Source organism: Mesorhizobium sp. B2-4-6 (assembly GCF_006442775.1).
In the GTDB taxonomy this organism is placed as follows: Bacteria; Pseudomonadota; Alphaproteobacteria; order Rhizobiales; family Rhizobiaceae; genus Mesorhizobium.
In genome coordinates, this window is record NZ_VFVI01000001.1 from 330,153 (window position 1) to 347,366 (window position 17,214).

16 protein-coding genes are annotated in these 17,214 nt (G+C 64.0%); 4 read left to right on the forward strand and 12 right to left on the reverse strand.

Annotation, left to right across the window (positions count from 1 at the left end; all coding sequences use genetic code 11):
• Positions 1–33: 33 nt before the first annotated feature.
• From FJ957_RS01610 to FJ957_RS01625, 4 genes are all read right to left on the reverse strand, one after another.
• Complete coding sequence (locus tag FJ957_RS01610) at positions 34–1,089, reverse strand: succinylglutamate desuccinylase/aspartoacylase family protein (protein ID WP_140827784.1); 1,056 nt, start codon at positions 1,087–1,089, stop codon at positions 34–36.
• Between the two features lie 181 nt (positions 1,090–1,270).
• Positions 1,271–2,443 (reverse strand): MFS transporter, encoded by a 1,173-nt coding sequence (locus FJ957_RS01615; protein ID WP_140827786.1) that lies wholly within the window; start codon positions 2,441–2,443, stop codon positions 1,271–1,273.
• Between the two features lie 200 nt (positions 2,444–2,643).
• The gene (locus FJ957_RS01620; RefSeq protein WP_140827788.1) at positions 2,644–4,020 is read right to left on the reverse strand and encodes an FAD-containing oxidoreductase; all 1,377 of its coding nucleotides are present in this window, start codon (positions 4,018–4,020) and stop codon (positions 2,644–2,646) included.
• On the reverse strand, positions 4,017–4,478 hold the full coding sequence (locus FJ957_RS01625) for a DUF4126 domain-containing protein (protein ID WP_140827790.1): 462 nt from the start codon (positions 4,476–4,478) through the stop codon (positions 4,017–4,019). Before FJ957_RS01625 ends, FJ957_RS01620 begins: the two co-directional genes overlap by 4 nt.
• A gap of 149 nt (positions 4,479–4,627) precedes the next feature.
• Between FJ957_RS01625 and FJ957_RS01630 the strand changes: the two genes are divergently transcribed.
• Entirely contained in the window at positions 4,628–5,185 is a 558-nt protein-coding gene (locus FJ957_RS01630; RefSeq protein WP_140827792.1) for a sugar O-acetyltransferase, read from the forward strand.
• Between the two features lie 34 nt (positions 5,186–5,219).
• Here FJ957_RS01630 and FJ957_RS01635 read toward each other — a convergent pair whose 3' ends face one another.
• Positions 5,220–6,599, reverse strand: a complete 1,380-nt coding sequence (locus FJ957_RS01635; protein WP_140827794.1) for an ATP-binding protein — start codon at positions 6,597–6,599, stop codon at positions 5,220–5,222.
• Entirely contained in the window at positions 6,596–7,255 is a 660-nt protein-coding gene (locus tag FJ957_RS01640) for a response regulator (protein WP_140827796.1), read from the reverse strand. Before FJ957_RS01640 ends, FJ957_RS01635 begins: the two co-directional genes overlap by 4 nt.
• Before the next feature lie 187 nt (positions 7,256–7,442).
• On the opposite strand from FJ957_RS01640, the gene FJ957_RS01645 reads away from it, so the two are divergent.
• Positions 7,443–7,709, forward strand: coding sequence for a PepSY domain-containing protein (locus tag FJ957_RS01645; protein ID WP_140827798.1), 267 nt, complete (start codon positions 7,443–7,445; stop codon positions 7,707–7,709).
• A gap of 5 nt (positions 7,710–7,714) precedes the next feature.
• Entirely contained in the window at positions 7,715–8,275 is a 561-nt protein-coding gene (locus FJ957_RS01650; protein WP_140827800.1) for a cytochrome b/b6 domain-containing protein, read from the forward strand.
• A 70-nt stretch (positions 8,276–8,345) separates the two neighbouring features.
• Here the strand turns inward: FJ957_RS01650 and FJ957_RS01655 are convergent, their stop codons facing one another.
• Positions 8,346–9,320 (reverse strand): helix-turn-helix domain-containing protein, encoded by a 975-nt coding sequence (locus FJ957_RS01655; RefSeq protein WP_140827802.1) that lies wholly within the window; start codon positions 9,318–9,320, stop codon positions 8,346–8,348.
• A gap of 124 nt (positions 9,321–9,444) precedes the next feature.
• Here FJ957_RS01655 and FJ957_RS01660 point away from each other — a divergent pair, with 124 nt between their 5' ends.
• A complete protein-coding gene (locus tag FJ957_RS01660; RefSeq protein WP_140827805.1) occupies positions 9,445–10,086 on the forward strand; it encodes a cysteine hydrolase family protein in 642 nt (213 codons plus the stop codon).
• Between the two features lie 139 nt (positions 10,087–10,225).
• Here FJ957_RS01660 and FJ957_RS01665 read toward each other — a convergent pair whose 3' ends face one another.
• The 5 genes from FJ957_RS01665 to FJ957_RS01685 form a co-directional block, all read right to left on the reverse strand.
• Entirely contained in the window at positions 10,226–11,905 is a 1,680-nt protein-coding gene (locus FJ957_RS01665) for a formate--tetrahydrofolate ligase (RefSeq protein WP_140827808.1), read from the reverse strand.
• 319 nt (positions 11,906–12,224) lie between these two features.
• Complete coding sequence (locus FJ957_RS01670; RefSeq protein ID WP_140827810.1) at positions 12,225–13,349, reverse strand: DUF2333 family protein; 1,125 nt, start codon at positions 13,347–13,349, stop codon at positions 12,225–12,227.
• A gap of 102 nt (positions 13,350–13,451) precedes the next feature.
• The gene (locus FJ957_RS01675; RefSeq protein ID WP_140827812.1) at positions 13,452–14,747 is read right to left on the reverse strand and encodes a DUF6638 family protein; all 1,296 of its coding nucleotides are present in this window, start codon (positions 14,745–14,747) and stop codon (positions 13,452–13,454) included.
• 67 nt (positions 14,748–14,814) lie between these two features.
• On the reverse strand, positions 14,815–15,225 hold the full coding sequence (locus FJ957_RS01680; protein WP_140827814.1) for a DUF559 domain-containing protein: 411 nt from the start codon (positions 15,223–15,225) through the stop codon (positions 14,815–14,817).
• Between the two features lie 61 nt (positions 15,226–15,286).
• A complete protein-coding gene (locus FJ957_RS01685) occupies positions 15,287–17,191 on the reverse strand; it encodes an ATP-binding protein (protein ID WP_140827816.1) in 1,905 nt (634 codons plus the stop codon).
• Positions 17,192–17,214: the final 23 nt, after the last annotated feature.

A 17,214-nucleotide genomic window follows, 5' to 3' on the forward strand; every position in this document is an offset into this window, starting at 1 on the left:
TGGATTTCACGCCCATGCTGAAGGCCGCACGCTTCAGTCTTCCAGCGTGCCGGAGCGCGCGTCGCTGCTCCTGGCGTCGCCGGCGAGCTTCAGAAGATCCTCTCCGGCGCGGATGATGCGGCGCGCGCGGCGGGTCAGGATGAAGCCTGATTGCGGCGCAAACACTTCCGTGCGGCCGCCGGCCTCGCCGGGCGCATGCACGATCGTCGCCAGCCTGTCGCCTTTCTTGACGCGGTCGCCGGGCTTGACGTCGTAGAGGATCGCGCCGGCCCTGGGCGAAGGCATCATGTCGATGTTTTCCAGCGGCACGACAGGGCCGGAAAATTTCTCGAATTTCGGTACGGACGGGTCCCGAACGACGCCCCGCGTCACCAGCAGGCGGTAGAGTCCTGCGGCATCGGCCGCGGCCAGGGCGCCATCGACGTCGAGTATGCCGCGATATTCGACCGTGGTGACGGCGCGGCGGTCGAAGCGCGCGACGCTCGCTGGCACGTTCTGATAGGGCATGATCGAGGCGCCTTCGAAGGTGCCGGTGTTGTCTTCGCTCCACAGCAGGACGGCTTCGGCGCCCATGGCGGCCGCGCAGTCGGCCATATGCGGCCACAGGCTGGTGTGGATGTAGAGATAGGCAAGGCCTTCGTCGTCGCAGTGGAGGTCAAGGACGATGTCGTTGCCGAGGGAGAGTTGGACGAGCCGGTTCTTCAGCCGGCGATCGGCGCCGCCGAGGCTGACATCGGGCAACAGCCTGGCGTCGGGCGCCGCAAGCAACGGGAAGGAGCGGTTGAAGTTGGTCCGGGTGCCGAGATTGAAGCGGCCCTGATGCTCGCCGAAATGATATTGCGCGCGGCCGATCGGATTGGCCCAGGGCACGATGGTGATCGGACCCTTGATGCGGCCCTCGGTCTCCGCCTTGGCCAGCATCGGCATCAGCGCGTCGATGGCGACGACGCCCGGCAGCTCGCCGGCATGCAGCGCCGCCTGCAGATAGGCGGAAGGAGCCGCCTTGTCCTTGCCCTCGAAGCGCAGGACCGGAAATTCGTAAACGACACCCTCGCTGTCGCCGGCGATGCGCTCGATCGTCTTCTGCATGGGATACCTCCGCGTGAAGAGGTTTCACCCATGCATTTTTGCGATCGGGCTGTCGAGTGGTCCAGCCGTGCTGCGCTGTCGGGGCAGGCTGGCTACGGCGAAGACGCCGAGCCTTGCTACGGCGAAGACGCCGAGCTGCTACGGCGAAGACGCCGAGCTGCTACGGCGAAGACGCCGAGCTTTATTCAGCTGGTTGTGGCTGCAGGACCGCGCGGCGGTCGAGCGCCTGCGACAGCACGGCCACGGCGACGGCCAGAAGCGCGAGCGCCGCGCCCACCAGCGGCAGGTTGGCGTAGGAGACGCCCCAGGAGATGGCGAGGCCGCCGATCCAGGCGCCGCCGGCATTGCCGACATTGAAGGCGCCCTGGTTGAGCGTGGCGGCCAGGTTCGGTCCTTCGGCAGCCGCTTCGACGACGCGGATCTGCAGCGGCGGCACGACGATGAAGATCAGCATGCCCCACAGGAAGACGATGGCGACAGCCACGCTTGCGATAGCGCCGAGCTCGGTGAAGACGACGAAGAGCAGCGCCATGGCGAGCAGCGTGGCGATCACCGTCGGCATCAGCTTCCAGTCGGCCAGCCTGCCGCCGATGATGTTGCCGATGGTCATGCCGGCGCCGAACAAGAGCAGCACCCAGGTGACGGTCGCCGTCGACAGGCCGGAGACATCGGTGAGGTAAGGCTTGATGTAGGTGAAGACGGCGAACAGGCTGGCGGAAGCGAGCGAGGCGATCAGCATCGCCAGCCAGACCTGCAGCTTGCCGAGCACGCGCAACTCGCCGACCAGGCCGCCGCCGCTCGGCTCGGCGACATCCGACGGCACCAGCCAGGCAATGGCCGCGACCGAGATGAGGCCGATGCCGACGACGGCGAGGAAAGTGGCACGCCAGCCGAAGGCTTCGCCGAGCGCCGTGCCGGCGGGGACGCCGAGGATGTTGGAGAGCGTCAGGCCGGCAAACATAAGCGCGATGGCGCTCGCCCGCTTGTTGCGCGGCACGAGGCTCGCTGCAACGACGGAGCCGATGCCGAAGAAGGCGCCGTGGCCGAAAGCGGTGAAGACGCGCGCCGCCATCAGCAGCCAGTAGTTCGGCGCGATGGCGCAGAAGAGATTGCCGATGACGAAGAGGGTGGCGAGGCCGACAAGCACCGGTTTGCGTGGCAGGCGGGCGGTTGCCATGGCGACGATCGGCGCGCCGAAGACGACGCCCAGCGCATAGCCGGTTACCAGAAGGCCAGCGGACGGGATCGAGACGCCGAGGTCGGCCGCGACTTCCGGCAGCAGGCCCATGATGACGAATTCGGTGGTGCCGATGCAGAAGGATGCAATGGCGAGCGCTAGGATCGGCAGCGGCATGGGATGTCCGGACTGAATCGGTTCAAAGTCGAGACTGGCGCTGGATGCGCCCGGCGCACAAGCGCCATTGTTGCAACGCAGCAATGCAGAAACGGAAGAGCGCCCGGCCGGGCTCAGAGACCTTTGTTTCTCCGCAATTCCAGACGGAAGCTACGGCGAAGTCGCCGAGCCCGACCGCTTCGCACTTTGCCTGGACTGCTCTAAGCCAGCGGCTTCAGCTCCTGGGCAATGGTGGGCAACAGCTCCGAGACGGTGGGGTGGATGTGCATGGCGCGCGCCAGCGTCGCGATCGGGGCCTTGGCGTACATGAGGTCGAGCACGCAGTGGATCGCCTCGTCGCCGCCCGGTCCGAGCACCGAGCAGCCGAGGATCTCGCCGGTGTCGGCATCGGCCAGGATCTTCATGAAGCCTTGCGTCTCGCCCTTTTCGACCGCGCGGCCGACGCGGGTCATCGGCCGCTGTCCGACCAGCGCGCGGCGGCCGGATTTCTTCACGGCGGCTTCCGTCATGCCGCAGCGCCCAAGCGGCGGATCGATATAGAGCGCATAGGCTTCGATGCGGTCGCTGACCCTGCGCGGATCGTTGTCGAGCAGGTTGGCTGCGACGATCTCGAAGTCGTTGTAGGAGGTATGGGTGAAGGCGCCCTTGCCGTTGCAGTCGCCCATTGCCCAGATGCCCGGGACATTGGTGCGCAACTGGTCGTCAACGACGACGAAGCCGCGCTGATCGACCGCGACGCCGGCCTTGTCGAGGCCGAGATCGTCGGTGTTCGGAACACGCCCGAGCGCCAGCAGCACATGCGAGCCGACCGCCGCCGGCTTGTCGGCGGAGAAGGTGACGGCGATCTCGCTGCCTTGTTTGGCGAAACTGATATCGCCGGCGCCGACATGAATGGCGATGCCTTCGTTTTCGAGGATGGACAGGATGGCCGCGGAGGTGTCCTCGTCCTCGCGGCCGGTCAGCCGCGGCGCCTTCTCGATCACCGTGACCTCGGAGCCGAAGCGGCGGAACATCTGTGCGAATTCGAGCGAGATGTAGCTGCCGCCGACGACGATCAGATGGCTGGGCAGCACATCGAGGTCCATCATCGAGGAATTGGTGAGATAGGGTACGTCGTTGACGCCGGGCAGGTTGGGCACCGAGGCGCGGCCGCCGGTGTTGAGGAAGATCTTTGGCGCGGTGAGAAGTTGGTCGCCGACGCGCACCGTGTCGGCCGATTCGAAACGCGCGTGGCCGCGATAGAGCGTGCAGCCCTTCATGCCGGCGATCCATTTTTCGAGATTGCCGCGGGCGTCGTTGGTGACCTTGTCCTTGCGCGCCTTGATCCGCTCGTAATCCACGCCGACGGGGCCCGAGAGCGCGACACCGTAGTCGGCGGCGCGACGGGCGAGATGCGCGGCATAGGCGCTCGCCACCATCGTCTTGGTCGGCATGCAGCCGGTGTTGACGCAGGTGCCGCCGATGAATTTGCGCTCGACCAGCGCGACCTTCATGCCGGCGGCCTCGAGCCGGCCGACAAGCGGCGGGCCGGCCTGGCCGGCGCCGATGACGATGGCGTCGAAGCTCTTTGCGCTCATGCGACCGCCGCCACGATGAGCAGCCCGCCGATGATCGCCACCGCGTCCTCGATGAAGGCGGCGGGCGGATCCTTGCCGAAGGCGGCGGCCAGCCGGCCGCGCGCTTCGGCGCCGCCCAGCGTGCCGATCACCGCGCCGATCGCGCCCGCGATCAGGCCGCCGATGGTGGCGCCGGCCGCGGCGCCGATCACCGCGCCGCAGAAGGCGCCGGTCACGATGCGCGCGCCGAATTGCTGCGGCACCTTGCGGCTCGGCGTCGACGGCAGCTGATCGGTGACCAGTTCAACGATGGCCAGGATGGTGAAGATGCCGACGGCAATCCAGTGACCCATAAAGCTCGCCCAAGTGCCTGCGACTGGGAGCCAGCCGAGATAGGAACCCCAGGCGACGGCGGCGGGCGCGGTCATGGCGCGCAGGCCGGCAATGACGCCTATCAGCAGTGCAAGAATGTAAAGCATGATCGACCCCCTCAAACTGAGACCGTCGCATGGTCTCGCAACGGCAGGCTAGCATAAGCCAAGCGTTTGGCTACGGGGCTTTTGTCAGACAATCGATTATGCTTTGGCGATTATGCTTTGGCAGCAGACGAAGATCTGGAGATGCCACCATGACGAGAAGCGAACGCATGAAGATGGCGGCGGGCGAATGGTACACCTGCATCGACGATGAGCTGGAGGCATTACGCGTTGCCGCGCGCGATGCGGTGTTCGAGCACAACGGCCTGCCGCCCCGGCAGCGCGGCAATATCGCTCCGGCCTTGCGGGCGCTGCTCGGCGGCGCGGGCGAGGGCGCCCTCATCGAGGCGCCGTTCCATTGCGCCTATGGCTTCAACCTGTTCCTCGGCGATGGCGTCTTCCTCAATGCCGGCTGCATCATCCTCGACACCGCGCCGGTGCGCATCGGCAGGGGAACGCTGCTTGGACCCAATGTGCAGATCTACTGCGCCGAGCATCATCGCGAGGCCTCCGGCCGGCTGGCCGGGCTGGAGATCGCCAAGCCCGTGACGATCGGCGACAATGCCTGGATCGGCGGCAGCGCGGTGATCCTTGCCGGGGTCAGCATAGGCGAGGGCGCGATCGTCGGCGCGGGCGCGGTGGTGACGCGCGACGTGGCGGCGAACACCACCGTCGTCGGCAACCCGGCGCGAGGCGTTGCGCCTCGCTGAGCGCACTGTGGTTCGAGCGTTCCGGTATGCCGTTCTATGCGCTTCCTGACGGAAGACCGTCGCGCAGGGTTGCTGGAATTGCTGTGGCGCAAGCAAACCGGATCGTCGCCTCGAAACCGTCTTCGCGGCCCGATGCCGGCGAATTCAGGCTCAGTGTCGCGCCAGTCTGCTGTAGGATCTTGCTGACGATCGCCAGCCCGAGACCCGAGCCGCCAGAAGGCGTCGTTCCGCGTTCGAAGCGTCTCAGCAACCTGTCGGGCGCCGGCACGACGGGACCTTCGTTGATCACGCTCAACCCCGCGCTGTCGTCGACACGTATCACCACCGTTCGACCCCGGGCGCCGTGTCGTAGGGCGTTTTCGATCAGGTTGCGCGTCACGATCGCCAGCGCGTCGGGGTCGATGGCCACCTCCACAGTGCCTTTTGACGGCCTTTTGAGGCTCAACCGGGATTTGTTCTCGGCATACTGCTCGAAATCCGCGACCACAAGCGCAACCACTGCGCCCAGATCAGCCGATTTTCCGGCGGCAATTCCGGCGTCGGCGCGCGCCAGTTGCATGAGTTTCTCCGAAAGATTGGACAGGCTGACGAGCGCGGCCTTGATCTGTCGCGGGCGCTTCATACCCGCGTCGTCGGTGGCCTCGGCGATCATGCGTTCGGCCTGGGCCAGTGCTCCGGCGATCGGAGTGCGCAGTTCGTGGGCGGCGTTGGCGGTGAATTCCTTTTCGGCTTCCATTGCCATGTGGAGTCGCCGCATCAGCCTGTTGACCGACTTGGCGATTGCCGCAAGCTCGACGGGGAGATGCTCGGTGTCGATCGCGGCGAGATTGTCGCCATCGCGGGCGCTGATGTCGGCACGCAGCTTTCCGATCGGGCGCATGAACCGTGTCAGGGTCAGCCAGGCAAATATCGCGCTGAGCGGTGTCAGGGCAATCATCGGCACGAGGAAGCCGGCGGCGGCTTCCAACGTCTCTTCGTTGCGGCGTTCGTCGCTTTCGGCGACCTGGACGAACAAGGTGCCGCTTACCGCCGGCTCGGTGTAGACGCGCCATCCCGCCTCTTGCGAGAAGCCTCGCGTGAGCCCGGTCGTCAGCGGAGTGGCTGGCGCGCCGTGGGAATGGAGCATTATACGACCCTGGCTGTCCCGCACCTGGTAGATCAGCCGTTGGCCATCTTCTTGCGAGACAGCCTCCGCCATTTCGCGCGGAGGCTGAAGCGTTTCGCGTCCAAAGAGGTCGTCAATGACGAGCGGCAGCAACCTGCGGGCCGCCTCCTGCATCGAATTATCCATGGCCTCGTTGATTTCGCGATGAAGCGTGAAGGTTCCGGTGGCGGCAGCCACAACTCCAAACATGACGGTTACGATGATCAACGAGGCGACCAGCCGTCCGACAAGGCTGAAGCGCCAGCTCATCGGGCCACAAGGCGATAGCCCAGCCCCCTCACGGTCGCGATCACGTCGCGGCCGAGTTTTCTGCGCAGGCGGCTCACATAGACCTCGACGGTATTGCTCTCCACCTCGGTGCCAAAAGCGTAAAGCGCGTCCTCTACCTGACCCTTGCTGACCGTGACGCCTGGCCGGCCGAGAAATTGTTCCAGCACGGTCCATTCGCGGGCGGTCAACTGGATCTCCTTGCCGCCGACCAGAACGCGGCGATGGGCAGTGTCGACCTCGACCGGCCCGATCCGGATGAGCGGGTTGGGGTTCCCGACATAGCGGCGCGCCACCGCCGCCAGGCGGGCGGACAGTTCGCCCAGATCGAATGGCTTGACCAGATAATCGTCCGCACCGGAATTCAACCCGTCTATCCTGTCCGAGAGCTGATCGCGAGCGGTGAGGATTATGACCGGAGTGCGGTGGCCGTCGCGGCGGAAAACCTTGAGGAATTCCAGGCCCTTGCCGTCCGGCAAATGCAGATCGAGCAGCATCAGCTGATACGTCGCGACACGCAAATGCTCACGGGCTTCCTCAAGCGTGCCGCTCCAATCGACGGCATGGCCATCGGCGGCCACGTGGTCGCGCACGGCTTCACCCAGCACGCGATCATCCTCGATCAACAGAACACGCACGCCGCCTCCGCTGCCTGGCCCATTCGTCCTGTGCAAAACGATACTGACAGTAGCCTGAACGCCAGCCCCATCAATCGGCGTCTGCTCTCCAAGTGCGGCATTTGCACGAACAGTCCGGCATTCAGGCTGCTGTCAGCTTTCGGTCGCAGGTTTTCGGCATCGGAATCAACCGATGGAGAAAACCGATATGAGAACAATCGTCCTGACCGCGCTGGCGCTGGGCCTGGCTGGGCCAGCCTTCGCAGCAGACCGATGCAACGTGCCGACCGACCAGTGGCAGCCGCGCGAGGCATTGCAAAAGAAGCTGGAAGGAGAAGGCTGGAAGGTCCGCAGCATCAAGACCGAAAACGGCTGCTACGAAGCCAAGGCGGTCGACGCCAGCGGCAAGAGGCTGGAAGGCGTGTTCAATCCCAAGACGCTGGAGTCGGTCGGCGCCGATTCCGACGACGGTTGATCGCCATGAACGCCACTCTTTCGACACAGGAAACCTCGGTCAGGGTCTGGAGCTCCTATGTTCGCCTCTTCCACTGGTCGCTGGTTCTGTGCGTTGCCGTGGCGTGGCTTTCTTCCGGGGAAATCATGAAGGTGCACGAACTGGCCGGCTATTGCGCGGGGGTTCTGATCGCCTCGCGGCTGGTCGCAGGATTGGCCGGGTCGGGATATACGCGCTTCGATCAATTCGTGCGCGGGCCGCGCATGGTGCGATCGTATCTCGCCGACGTGGCGCATGGCCGTGAGAGGCGGTATCTCGGCCACAATCCTGCTGGCGGCGCCATGGTGCTGGCGCTTGTGATTTGCATCGCGGGAATTGCGCTGACCGGATGGATGCAGACCACCGACGCCTGGTGGGGCGTGGCCTGGGTTGAGGACATGCACAAGGTTCTGGGCAATGGTATCCTGGTGCTGATCGGCCTTCATGTCGGCGGCGTGGTTCTGGCAAGCCTGCGCCATGGCGAGAACCTGGTTCGGGCGATGGTCACCGGCCGGAAGCGCGCGCCGTCGCCGGAAGACGTTGCCTGACGAATGAGGCTGGAGAATGCAAAGGGCGCCGCGTGGATGTGGCGCCCTTTGCGTCCTCAAGACGCGTGCTTCATGTGCTCGTCTGAGCGACCCGCCCCGAAAACTCGCGCCTGTACCGCACCGGCGAGGTTCCGAGCCGCGCGGCGAAATGCTGGCGCAGCGACGTGGCGCTGCCGAAGCCGGCTTCGAAGGCCACCATGTCCATGGACTTGTCCGTCTGCTCCAGCACCCTTTGCGCCAGTGCCACGCGCTGGTCGGCGAGCCAGTCGCCGAAACTGGTACCGACCGACTTCTGGAAGCGGCGCGTGAAGGTACGGCGCGTGAGGCCGGCCCTATCGGCGACGCTGTCGAGACTGTGCGTTTCGCTGAGCGTTGCCCGCACCTGGTCGAGAGCACGCGTGAACCGGTCCGCGTTCGGCGTCGGCGCAAGCGGGCGCTCGATGAACTGTGCCTGCCCGCCTTGCCGGTGCGGTGAGAGCACGACATGGCGGGCAAGCCGAAGGGCGGCCTCCGCGCCATAGCGGGCGCGCACGATGTGCAGACAGCAGTCGAGCCCGGCGGCGACGCCGGCCGAGGTTATGATGTCGCCGCCGTCGACATAGAGCACGTCGGCGTCGATCGCGATCTCAGGATGAAGCGCCTGCAACTGGTCCGTATAGGCCCAGTGGGTGGTTGCCTTGCGCCCGGCAAGCAATCCGGCGCCGGCAATGGCGAAGGTGCCGAGGCACAAGCCGACGATCAGCGCGCCGCGCCGATGCGCGCGTCGCAGCGCATCCTTGAACGGCGCGGCCAGCGGAGCCTCGAGATCCCTCCAGCTCGGGATGATGACGATGTCAGCCTCGTCGAGCGCGGAAAGTCCATGCGGCACCAGGATGCTCAGCCCGGCATCGGTATGAATGGGTCCCTCGTCCATCGCGCAGACGCGGAAGTCGAAGCGCGGCAGCCCAAGCTCCGTGCGGTCGGCGCCGAACACCAGGCACGGCACGGAGAGATGAAACGGGCTGATGCCGTCGAAGGCGACGGCGGCGATGATCGGGTTCCTCATGACAAATCTCGTTCCGTTGAAAGTCGAATGTCCCAATTCTTTCGAATGATGTCAATCGGGTCACTTTCTGAAGCCGAACCAGCCGACTAGTTTTGGCCCATCAACACGATCGAAAGGAACCGCCATGTCAGCACCAGCCACCCAGCCACGCCGCGCGCTTGTCGTCGTCGATGTCCAGAACGACTACAATGGCGGCAATCTCGCCATCCAGCATCCGCCATTCACCGAGACGGTCGCCAATGTTGCGCGCGCCATGGATGCCGCCGCGGCGGCCGGCATCAAGATCGTCGTCGTCCGGCAGATGGCGCCCGAGACCTCGCCGATCTTCGCCAAGGGCAGCCATGGCGGCGAGCTGCATCCCGAGATCGCCAGGCGCGGCCGCGATCACTATGTCGAAAAGATGCTGCCTTCGGCCTTCACCGGCACGGATCTCGAAGCCTGGCTGCGCGCCGACGCCATCGATACGATCGCGGTCGTCGGTTACATGACCCACAATTGCGATCTGTCGACCATCATCCACGCTGTTCACATGGGCTTTGCCGTCGAGTTCCTTTCCGATGCCAGCGGCTCGGTGCCCTATGCCAACAGCGCCGGCTATGCATCGGCCGAGGACATCCACCGGGTGGTGAGCGTCGTCTTGCAGTCGCGCTTCGCCGCGGTGCTGAAGACCGCCGAGTGGATCGACTGTCTGAAGACCGGCGCCCTGCCTGAGCGCGACACGATCTATGCATCGAACCAGCGTGCCTTGCAGCGTAATGCCGCGTAGCTTGAACCGCTCTCGAACGGCAAGGCGCCGCCAGGATGCGGCGCCTTTTTCATGGCGCCCGGAACCAAGCGTGAAAGATGCGAAGCAAAAAGGGCGCCGCGGTGAGGCGGCGCCCTTGGTCGTTCAATTCGAACGATGTTTAGAAAAGGCCCTCGATCTGGCCGGCCTCGTTCAAGAAGATCTTTTCCGAGGACGGCGCCTTGGGCAGGCCGGGCATGGTCATGACCTCGCCGCAGATGATGACGACGAAGCCGGCGCCGGCCGAGAGCCTGACCTCGCGCACCGGCACGGTGTGGCCGGTCGGCGCGCCGCGCAGGTTCGGGTCGGTCGAGAAGGAATACTGGGTCTTGGCCATGCAGACCGGCAGATTGCCGTAGCCGGCTTCTTCCCACGCCTTGAGCTGATCGCGCACCGACTTGTCGGCGATCGCCTCCGAGCCGCGATAGATGCGCTGGACGATGGTGTTGATCTTCTCGAACAACGGCATGGCGTCGGGATAGAGCGGCGCGAACTGGGAGGCGCCGGATTCGGCGAGCGCCACCACCTTGTTGGCAAGGTCCTCGATGCCGGCCGAACCGTTGGCCCAATGCTTGCACAGGATCGCCTCTTCGCCCATCGAGGCGACATAGTCCTTCATCGCCTGGATCTCGGCGTCGGTGTCGGAATAGAAGTGGTTGATGGCAACAACCGCGGGCACGCCGAACTGGCGGATGTTCTCGATGTGGCGGCCGAGATTGGCGCAACCCTTCTTGACCGCCTCGATGTTTTCCTTGCCGAGGTCTTCCTTCTTGACGCCACCATTCATCTTCATGGCGCGCACCGTCGCGACGATGACCGCCGCGGACGGCTTCAGCCCCGCCTTGCGGCACTTGATGTCGAAGAACTTTTCCGCGCCGAGGTCCGCGCCGAAGCCGGCTTCGGTCACGACGTAGTCGGCGAGCTTCAGCGCCGTCGTGGTGGCGACGACGGAGTTGCAGCCATGCGCGATGTTGGCGAACGGGCCGCCATGCACGAAGGCCGGGTTGTTCTCCAGCGTCTGCACGAGGTTGGGCTGCATGGCGTCCTTCAACAGCACCGCCATGGCGCCGTCGGCCTTGAGGTCGCGGGCATAGACCGGCGTCTTGTCGCGACGGTAGGCGACGATGATGTCGCCGAGGCGCTTTTCCAGGTCCTTGAGGTCGGTGGCCAGGCACAGGATCGCCATCACCTCAGAGGCGACGGTGATGTCGAAGCCGGCCTCGCGTGGAAAACCGTTGGCGACGCCGCCGAGCGAGCAGATGATCTCGCGCAGCGCCCGGTCGTTCATGTCCATGACGCGGCGCCAGACGACGCGACGGGTGTCGATGCCGAGCTCGTTGCCCCAGTAGATGTGGTTGTCGATCAGCGCCGAGAGCAGATTGTGCGCGGTGGTGATGGCGTGGAAGTCGCCGGTGAAATGGAGGTTCATGTCCTCCATCGGCACGACCTGCGCCATGCCGCCGCCGGCAGCGCCGCCCTTGACGCCGAAATTCGGGCCGAGCGAGGCTTCGCGGATGCAGATGATCGCCTTCTTGCCGATGCGGTTCAGGCCATCGCCGAGACCGACGGTGGTGGTGGTCTTGCCTTCGCCGGCCGGCGTCGGGTTGATGGCGGTGACCAGGATCAGCTTGCCGTCCTTGTTGCCCCTCACCGACTTGATGAACTCGGCCGAGACCTTGGCCTTGTCGTGGCCATAGGGCAGCAGATGCTCGTTCGGAATGCCGATCTTAGCGCCGATCTCCTGGATCGGTTTCTTCTTGGCGGCGCGCGCGATCTCGATGTCGGACTTCACTTCGGCCATGACGGCTTTCCTCTGGATTGGGCGGTGGAAGGGACGGTTTTGATCATCTTTGCATGTTCGAGACGCCGCACGGGCGCAGGGGTGTTTTCTAACCCTGTCGCTGCCGCGGCGTCAACTTTCATGCAACTAAGTTTCCTGCAAAGAAAGAATATTGCTGTTCCCGGTGCGACCCTGTCCGGGTCCTTCGACCCCGGTCGTTTGCGGCGTATAGAAGCCAGAGCGAAGGCCGTTCCGCCGTCTCAAAACAGCCGCTGAATACGCGAAAAGCGACAGAAGCGGCGGCGCAAATCCACCATCCCTGTCTTGGCCGAAGAGGCTGCTACTGCGTCAGCACGTTGCTGATCTCGACCATGTTGGAGCGCACCCGCAGGATGTAGAAGCCCATCGTCGTCAGATGCGTCGGCAGGAGCCAGCCATCCTCGCGGCCATTGGCGATGATGAAGGGCTGGATGCGCAGCGCCGAGACGAATTGCTGGTCCATCGTGTCCCACAGACTCTGCAGGTGCTTTTCCTTGATCACATCCTCGAAGTCGGCCTGGGCGCCCTTCATCAGGCCGTAATAGGCGTAGAGCTGGCCATAAGCGAACCAGAAGCGGTCGTCGGCGCGGGTATCGAACCAGCCATTGTTGTGGTTTTCGGCGCGTTCCTTGAGGATGGCCGAGGTCGAGCCGATGTCCGAAGCGATGCGGTCGATATATTGCTTCAGATTGTCGGCGCGGGCGTCGAAGGTCGCCTGGCAGGTGGCGAGACGGGCGTTGAAGGAGCGCAGCTTGCGCACCGCATCGCGATAGTAGCTCGGCGTCGGCGTCTTGGGCCCGAACGGATTGAGACCGAAATACCAGGTGTATTCGTCAAACTGCAGATTGCCGCGCGCGTCCTGCAAATCGGCGTCGATCTGCGAGGTCGTGCGCACGCGGCCGAGATTGTCGGCAAGCTCCGTCGCGGTGCGCCGCACCGCCTGGTTGATGCCGCGCTGGAAGGACGCCTTGTTGTCCATCCAGGGCGTGTCGTCCCAATCGATGCCGAACAGGCCGAGCTTGTAGAGGATCATCGACGAGATCCAGGCATTCTGGTTGACGTTGAAGTCCGTCAGATCGGCGGCAACCTGGGCGATGGCGGAGTTGCCGCAGGTCTTGGCCGTATCGGTGCCGCTGCCGGCCGAAACCTGCTCGCCCGCCGACACGTTCCGCTTCTCGAACGTGTAGGTGTCGGGATAGTTCGGGTTGAAATTGTTCCACCACTGGGTAGCGTAGAAGAAATTGGCGTAGAGGCCGATCAGCACCAAGAGGGCAAGACCGACCACGGCCTTCAGAATCCAGCCGCGTTGCCCGTACCAGCGGCCGACCCACATGAACGGCCACAGGATGACGCCGATGACGAAGCCGATGCCGCGGCCGATCCACTGGAATATCTGGGTGAAGAAGTTCACGATCGGGTCGAGCATGGCTGTGGCACCCCTTAGCACGATGTCAAAAAGTTGCAGACTTTTTGGATAACATCATGCGCCAAAACAATAAGTTAGAACGAAATGACGGTTCATTTCGTTCTAGTCAGTCAGGCCGTAAAGGCGCGCGCGGAACGCCGCCTTGTCCTTCAAATATGTGGTTTTCAGAACGTCCACAACATCGCTTCTCCAGGCGTCGCTGAAGCCGTCATAGTCCTTGTAGAAACCCGGCTTGTTGAAGACGTAACGCGAAACGAAGTCCTGCGGCACGAAATCCGAGATCAACTGGTTGGTCAGCCAGGCATCGGGGTGGTCTGGCTTGGCGCGCACGACCAGGAATCGCTGGCGCGGCGGCACATCCTCGATCTTGAGATGGCCGAACTGGGCGATTTCGCGCTTGGCGGCATTGAGGAAGGGAAAGTTCCCGTCCTGGGCGATCAGGTCGGCATGGCCGTGGATCCAGGTCTGCAGCCACACCTTGTCGACATCGGTCAGATTGCGGTTGGGCTCGGCGTCGCGGATCAGCGCGCGTACGACCATCTCTGCGCGATGCTCGAGATAGCCGGAAGCCTCGATCCAGGAAGCGCGCGGCAGGTCGAGCCGGCCGGTGGCGGCCAGAAAGCGGAACACCTTGTCGGCGTCGTTGATCGACAGATAGCTAACCTGCCAGGGGCGCGAGCGGCGGAAGCCGGGGGCGGCCGGATCGCTGATCACCGTCGTCATATCGGGGTCAACGAAGACGTAGAGCCCGCCGAAATGGCTGGTCCAGTAGGCGTTGTGACGGAAGATAACCTGGTCCGGCACCAGCGCGTTCTCGCGGATGTCGCCGCAGACCTTGGCGAGATCGACCATGCGCTGAAGCATGGCGTTGTCGCGCCAGGCGTCGGGCTCCTGCTTCAGCCGGTCGACCAGCTTGGCGAGCTCGGCCGCCTTGCCGAGCACGTCCTCGGCCGACAGCACCTTGAACTCGACCTGGTTGATCGACAGCAGGTCCTCGATGTCGTTGACCTTGGGAATCGAGTCCTCGATCTCGCCGTAGATCACGTCCTTGATGGTCAGCGCGTCGATGGCGCGCTGGTTCTTCGACATGAACTCGAACATCAACTGCGAGGTGTTGGAGAAGGCGGTATGCACCACCGGCAGGTCGATCTGCGACGGCGTCAGGATGATGAAGCGGCGGTTGACCTCGTTGGGGTCGAGATAGTCATAGTCGCCGCATTCCTCGGCGATCTCGGGTGAGAAGCCGGTGCGGTCGATCTGGAAGCTTGCGAGCTTGGTGGGCTCGAGGCCGAAGGCGGCAAGCGCCTTGTTGTAGCGCTGGATGAGGTGCGGCTCGTCGATGGCGAGCAAGCGGCCGTAGATCAGCTCGTTGTCGCGCAGAAGATCGGGCTTTTTCATCTTTCCTTCTCCCCGTTAACGGGGAGAAGGTGCCCGAAGGGCGGATGAGGGGCGGCGCCGACTCTCATCATCCTTGCTCCGACGCTGCGGCCGGCAAAAATTTCACATCGACGCCAATCATCTTGCGATCCAGCCGACCATCCAGGGCTGCAACAATTGTGTCCAGCACGCTCGAAAGGCCGGTCAAAACATCCGCATGCCATACTCTCAACACCGACCAACCGTTTTCGTTCATCGTCTCGTCTCTGTATCGATCCCTAGATCGACCGGCATGTTGGCTGCCGTCGACCTCGACGACCAGATTGGCTTCACGGCAAGCAAAATCCGCGAAATAGGGGCCAACCGGCAGTTGGCGAACAAATTTGTAGCCGTTCAATCGCCGTCCTCGCAGTTCATGCCACAGCCGTTCCTCCGCATCGTTTTCGACTTTCCGAAGCTGACGGGCTCTCGCAACCTTTGGCCCATTTTTGCCACGCATGGCGCTGCCCCTCATCCGCCCTTTGGGCACCTTCTCCCCGTAAACGGGGAGAAGGAAAAGATCACCAAAGCCCCTTCTTCTTCAATTCCTCCATTTCCCGCGCGGCGCGCTCGCGCAGCCTTGCGTCGCGCAGGAGCTTCTCCACCGTGGCATCGTCGGACTTGTCGGAATAGCGGAACTCGGAATCGGCGTAGCGGTTGATCTCCTGCATGACCATGTCCATCGAGAATGGTCCGCGCAGTTCCTCGATCATCGCCTTCTTGTCGTCGTAGCTCTTGTGCATGAAGGCTTCCGGCTTCTCGAACCAGTCGTCCGGCAACTCGATATCCATGGCGCGCATCTTGATGGCATCGGTGACGTTCTTGATCGCGCGGCCGGTGAAGCGCGGCTCGGCGTCCTTGATCATATGCAGGTAGGTGCCGACATCGGCCATGGTCTTGGGCGCGCCGTTCTCCTTCATGTAGCGCTCATAGACCTTCATCAGCCCGTCTTCCTGCGGCTTCTCATGCTCCTCATAGGCTTCCTCGACGGCGCGCTGGATTTCCTGCGCCGCATAGAGTTCGTGCTCACCCAGCGGGATCTTGTGGTTCCTGCCGGCGAGCAGCACGAAGATGTCGATATAGTCGTCGCGGGTCTGCGGGCCGTCGACCAGCCATCGCGCGCCGGCGCGCTGGCGCAGCGCATCGTCGACATTTTCCGGATAGTTGGAAAACATGCCGAAGGAGCAGTTGCCGCGCACGACGGTAGAGGCGCCGGCGAAGGCGTCCATCAGCACGCCGGTGATCTCCTGCTGGCCGGCCGAGGCGCGGTCGTCGGAACGGCGCGCCGCCACCTGATCGATGTCGTCGATGGTGCCGAAGCCGATGACGCGCGGGTTGAGCACGTTGTTGATGAACTGGCGGCAGTTCTGGCCCGACTTGCCCTGATAGGACGAGATCTGGTCAACGCCGAAATTCTCATAGGCGAACGGATAGCCGGCGACCTGACAGTAGCCATTGACGAGGCCGGCGATCATCTGGATCAGCGTCGTCTTGCCGGTGCCCGGCGCGCCGTCGCCGATGAAGGTGAAGAGGAAACCGCCGAGCTCGACGAAGGGATTGAGCTCACGCTCGAAATCATAGGCCATCAGCATCTTGGCCAGTTTGACCGACTGGTATTTGGCGATGTGGTTGCCGACGACTTCCTCCGGCTTCTTGAAGGTCATCACCAGCGGCTTGGATCGTTTGCCGGGCGCGAGGTCGAAGCCGTCGAGGGTGAAATCGTCGATATCGATGCGGATATGCGCGTTCTCGAACGGGCCGATGCCGTCGAAACGGCCCTTGCGCGCCAAGAGCCCGTCGATGGCGACTCGGGCAAAGGCCCGCGCCCGCGTCATCAGGTCGGCATCGTCCTTCGAGCCGGCGATCGCCTTGTCGAGGCCGGCGACGATCGACTTCACCGCGTCCTGCGGGGTGTCGAACAGGAAGTCGGGTTCGGGGCTGTCGTTCGGCGCCTCGCCATCGCTGTCGATCAGCTGGAACAGGTAGGAAGCGAAGCTGAACGCGGAAACGTAAGCCGAAGCCGACAGAAGCTTTTTGAACCTCGCGGCTTCGTCGCCTTCGAGCGGCGCGCGGACGTTCCTTGCCTGCAGGCTTTCGAGGTCGGAGCCTTCGGCGAAGACATCCGATATGGCGAGCGCGGTCGCCAGGCCGCGCCGGACGCGATAGAGCAGCGTGTGCTGCGGGATGCTCATCAACTGGTCGTCGGGGTGGATGGCCGCGACCGTCTTCGACAGCTCGACCTCGCGCGTGCGGCGCACCGAACCGACCGACACTGTCGAGACGAAGCGTCGGTTGGTGCCGGCAAGCGCGGTGCCGGATTCGCGCGAGGGGTCCTCCAGCACGACGATGCGGGTGATGAAGCTCTGCGCGGTCGCGCGGTGCTTTTCGATTGCGGCTTCCGAGATCGTTGTCAGGCCGGTGTCCATGAAGGATGCTCCGCGGTTTGACG

What these genes read in the sequence shown, in the direction of transcription:
- FJ957_RS01610 (WP_140827784.1), bottom strand. Translation starts at nt 1,089, where the DNA reads ATGCAGAAGACGATCGAGCGCATCGCCGGCGACAGCGAGGGTGTCGTT.
- FJ957_RS01615 (WP_140827786.1), bottom strand. Translation starts at nt 2,443, where the DNA reads ATGCCGCTGCCGATCCTAGCGCTCGCCATTGCATCCTTCTGCATCGGC.
- FJ957_RS01620 (WP_140827788.1), bottom strand. Translation starts at nt 4,020, where the DNA reads ATGAGCGCAAAGAGCTTCGACGCCATCGTCATCGGCGCCGGCCAGGCC.
- FJ957_RS01625 (WP_140827790.1), bottom strand. Translation starts at nt 4,478, where the DNA reads ATGCTTTACATTCTTGCACTGCTGATAGGCGTCATTGCCGGCCTGCGC.
- FJ957_RS01630 (WP_140827792.1), top strand. Translation starts at nt 4,628, where the DNA reads ATGACGAGAAGCGAACGCATGAAGATGGCGGCGGGCGAATGGTACACC.
- FJ957_RS01635 (WP_140827794.1), bottom strand. Translation starts at nt 6,599, where the DNA reads ATGAGCTGGCGCTTCAGCCTTGTCGGACGGCTGGTCGCCTCGTTGATC.
- FJ957_RS01645 (WP_140827798.1), top strand. Translation starts at nt 7,443, where the DNA reads ATGAGAACAATCGTCCTGACCGCGCTGGCGCTGGGCCTGGCTGGGCCA.
- FJ957_RS01650 (WP_140827800.1), top strand. Translation starts at nt 7,715, where the DNA reads ATGAACGCCACTCTTTCGACACAGGAAACCTCGGTCAGGGTCTGGAGC.
- FJ957_RS01655 (WP_140827802.1), bottom strand. Translation starts at nt 9,320, where the DNA reads ATGAGGAACCCGATCATCGCCGCCGTCGCCTTCGACGGCATCAGCCCG.
- FJ957_RS01660 (WP_140827805.1), top strand. Translation starts at nt 9,445, where the DNA reads ATGTCAGCACCAGCCACCCAGCCACGCCGCGCGCTTGTCGTCGTCGAT.
- FJ957_RS01665 (WP_140827808.1), bottom strand. Translation starts at nt 11,905, where the DNA reads ATGGCCGAAGTGAAGTCCGACATCGAGATCGCGCGCGCCGCCAAGAAG.
- FJ957_RS01670 (WP_140827810.1), bottom strand. Translation starts at nt 13,349, where the DNA reads ATGCTCGACCCGATCGTGAACTTCTTCACCCAGATATTCCAGTGGATC.
- FJ957_RS01675 (WP_140827812.1), bottom strand. Translation starts at nt 14,747, where the DNA reads ATGAAAAAGCCCGATCTTCTGCGCGACAACGAGCTGATCTACGGCCGC.
- FJ957_RS01680 (WP_140827814.1), bottom strand. Translation starts at nt 15,225, where the DNA reads ATGCGTGGCAAAAATGGGCCAAAGGTTGCGAGAGCCCGTCAGCTTCGG.
- FJ957_RS01685 (WP_140827816.1), bottom strand. Translation starts at nt 17,191, where the DNA reads ATGGACACCGGCCTGACAACGATCTCGGAAGCCGCAATCGAAAAGCAC.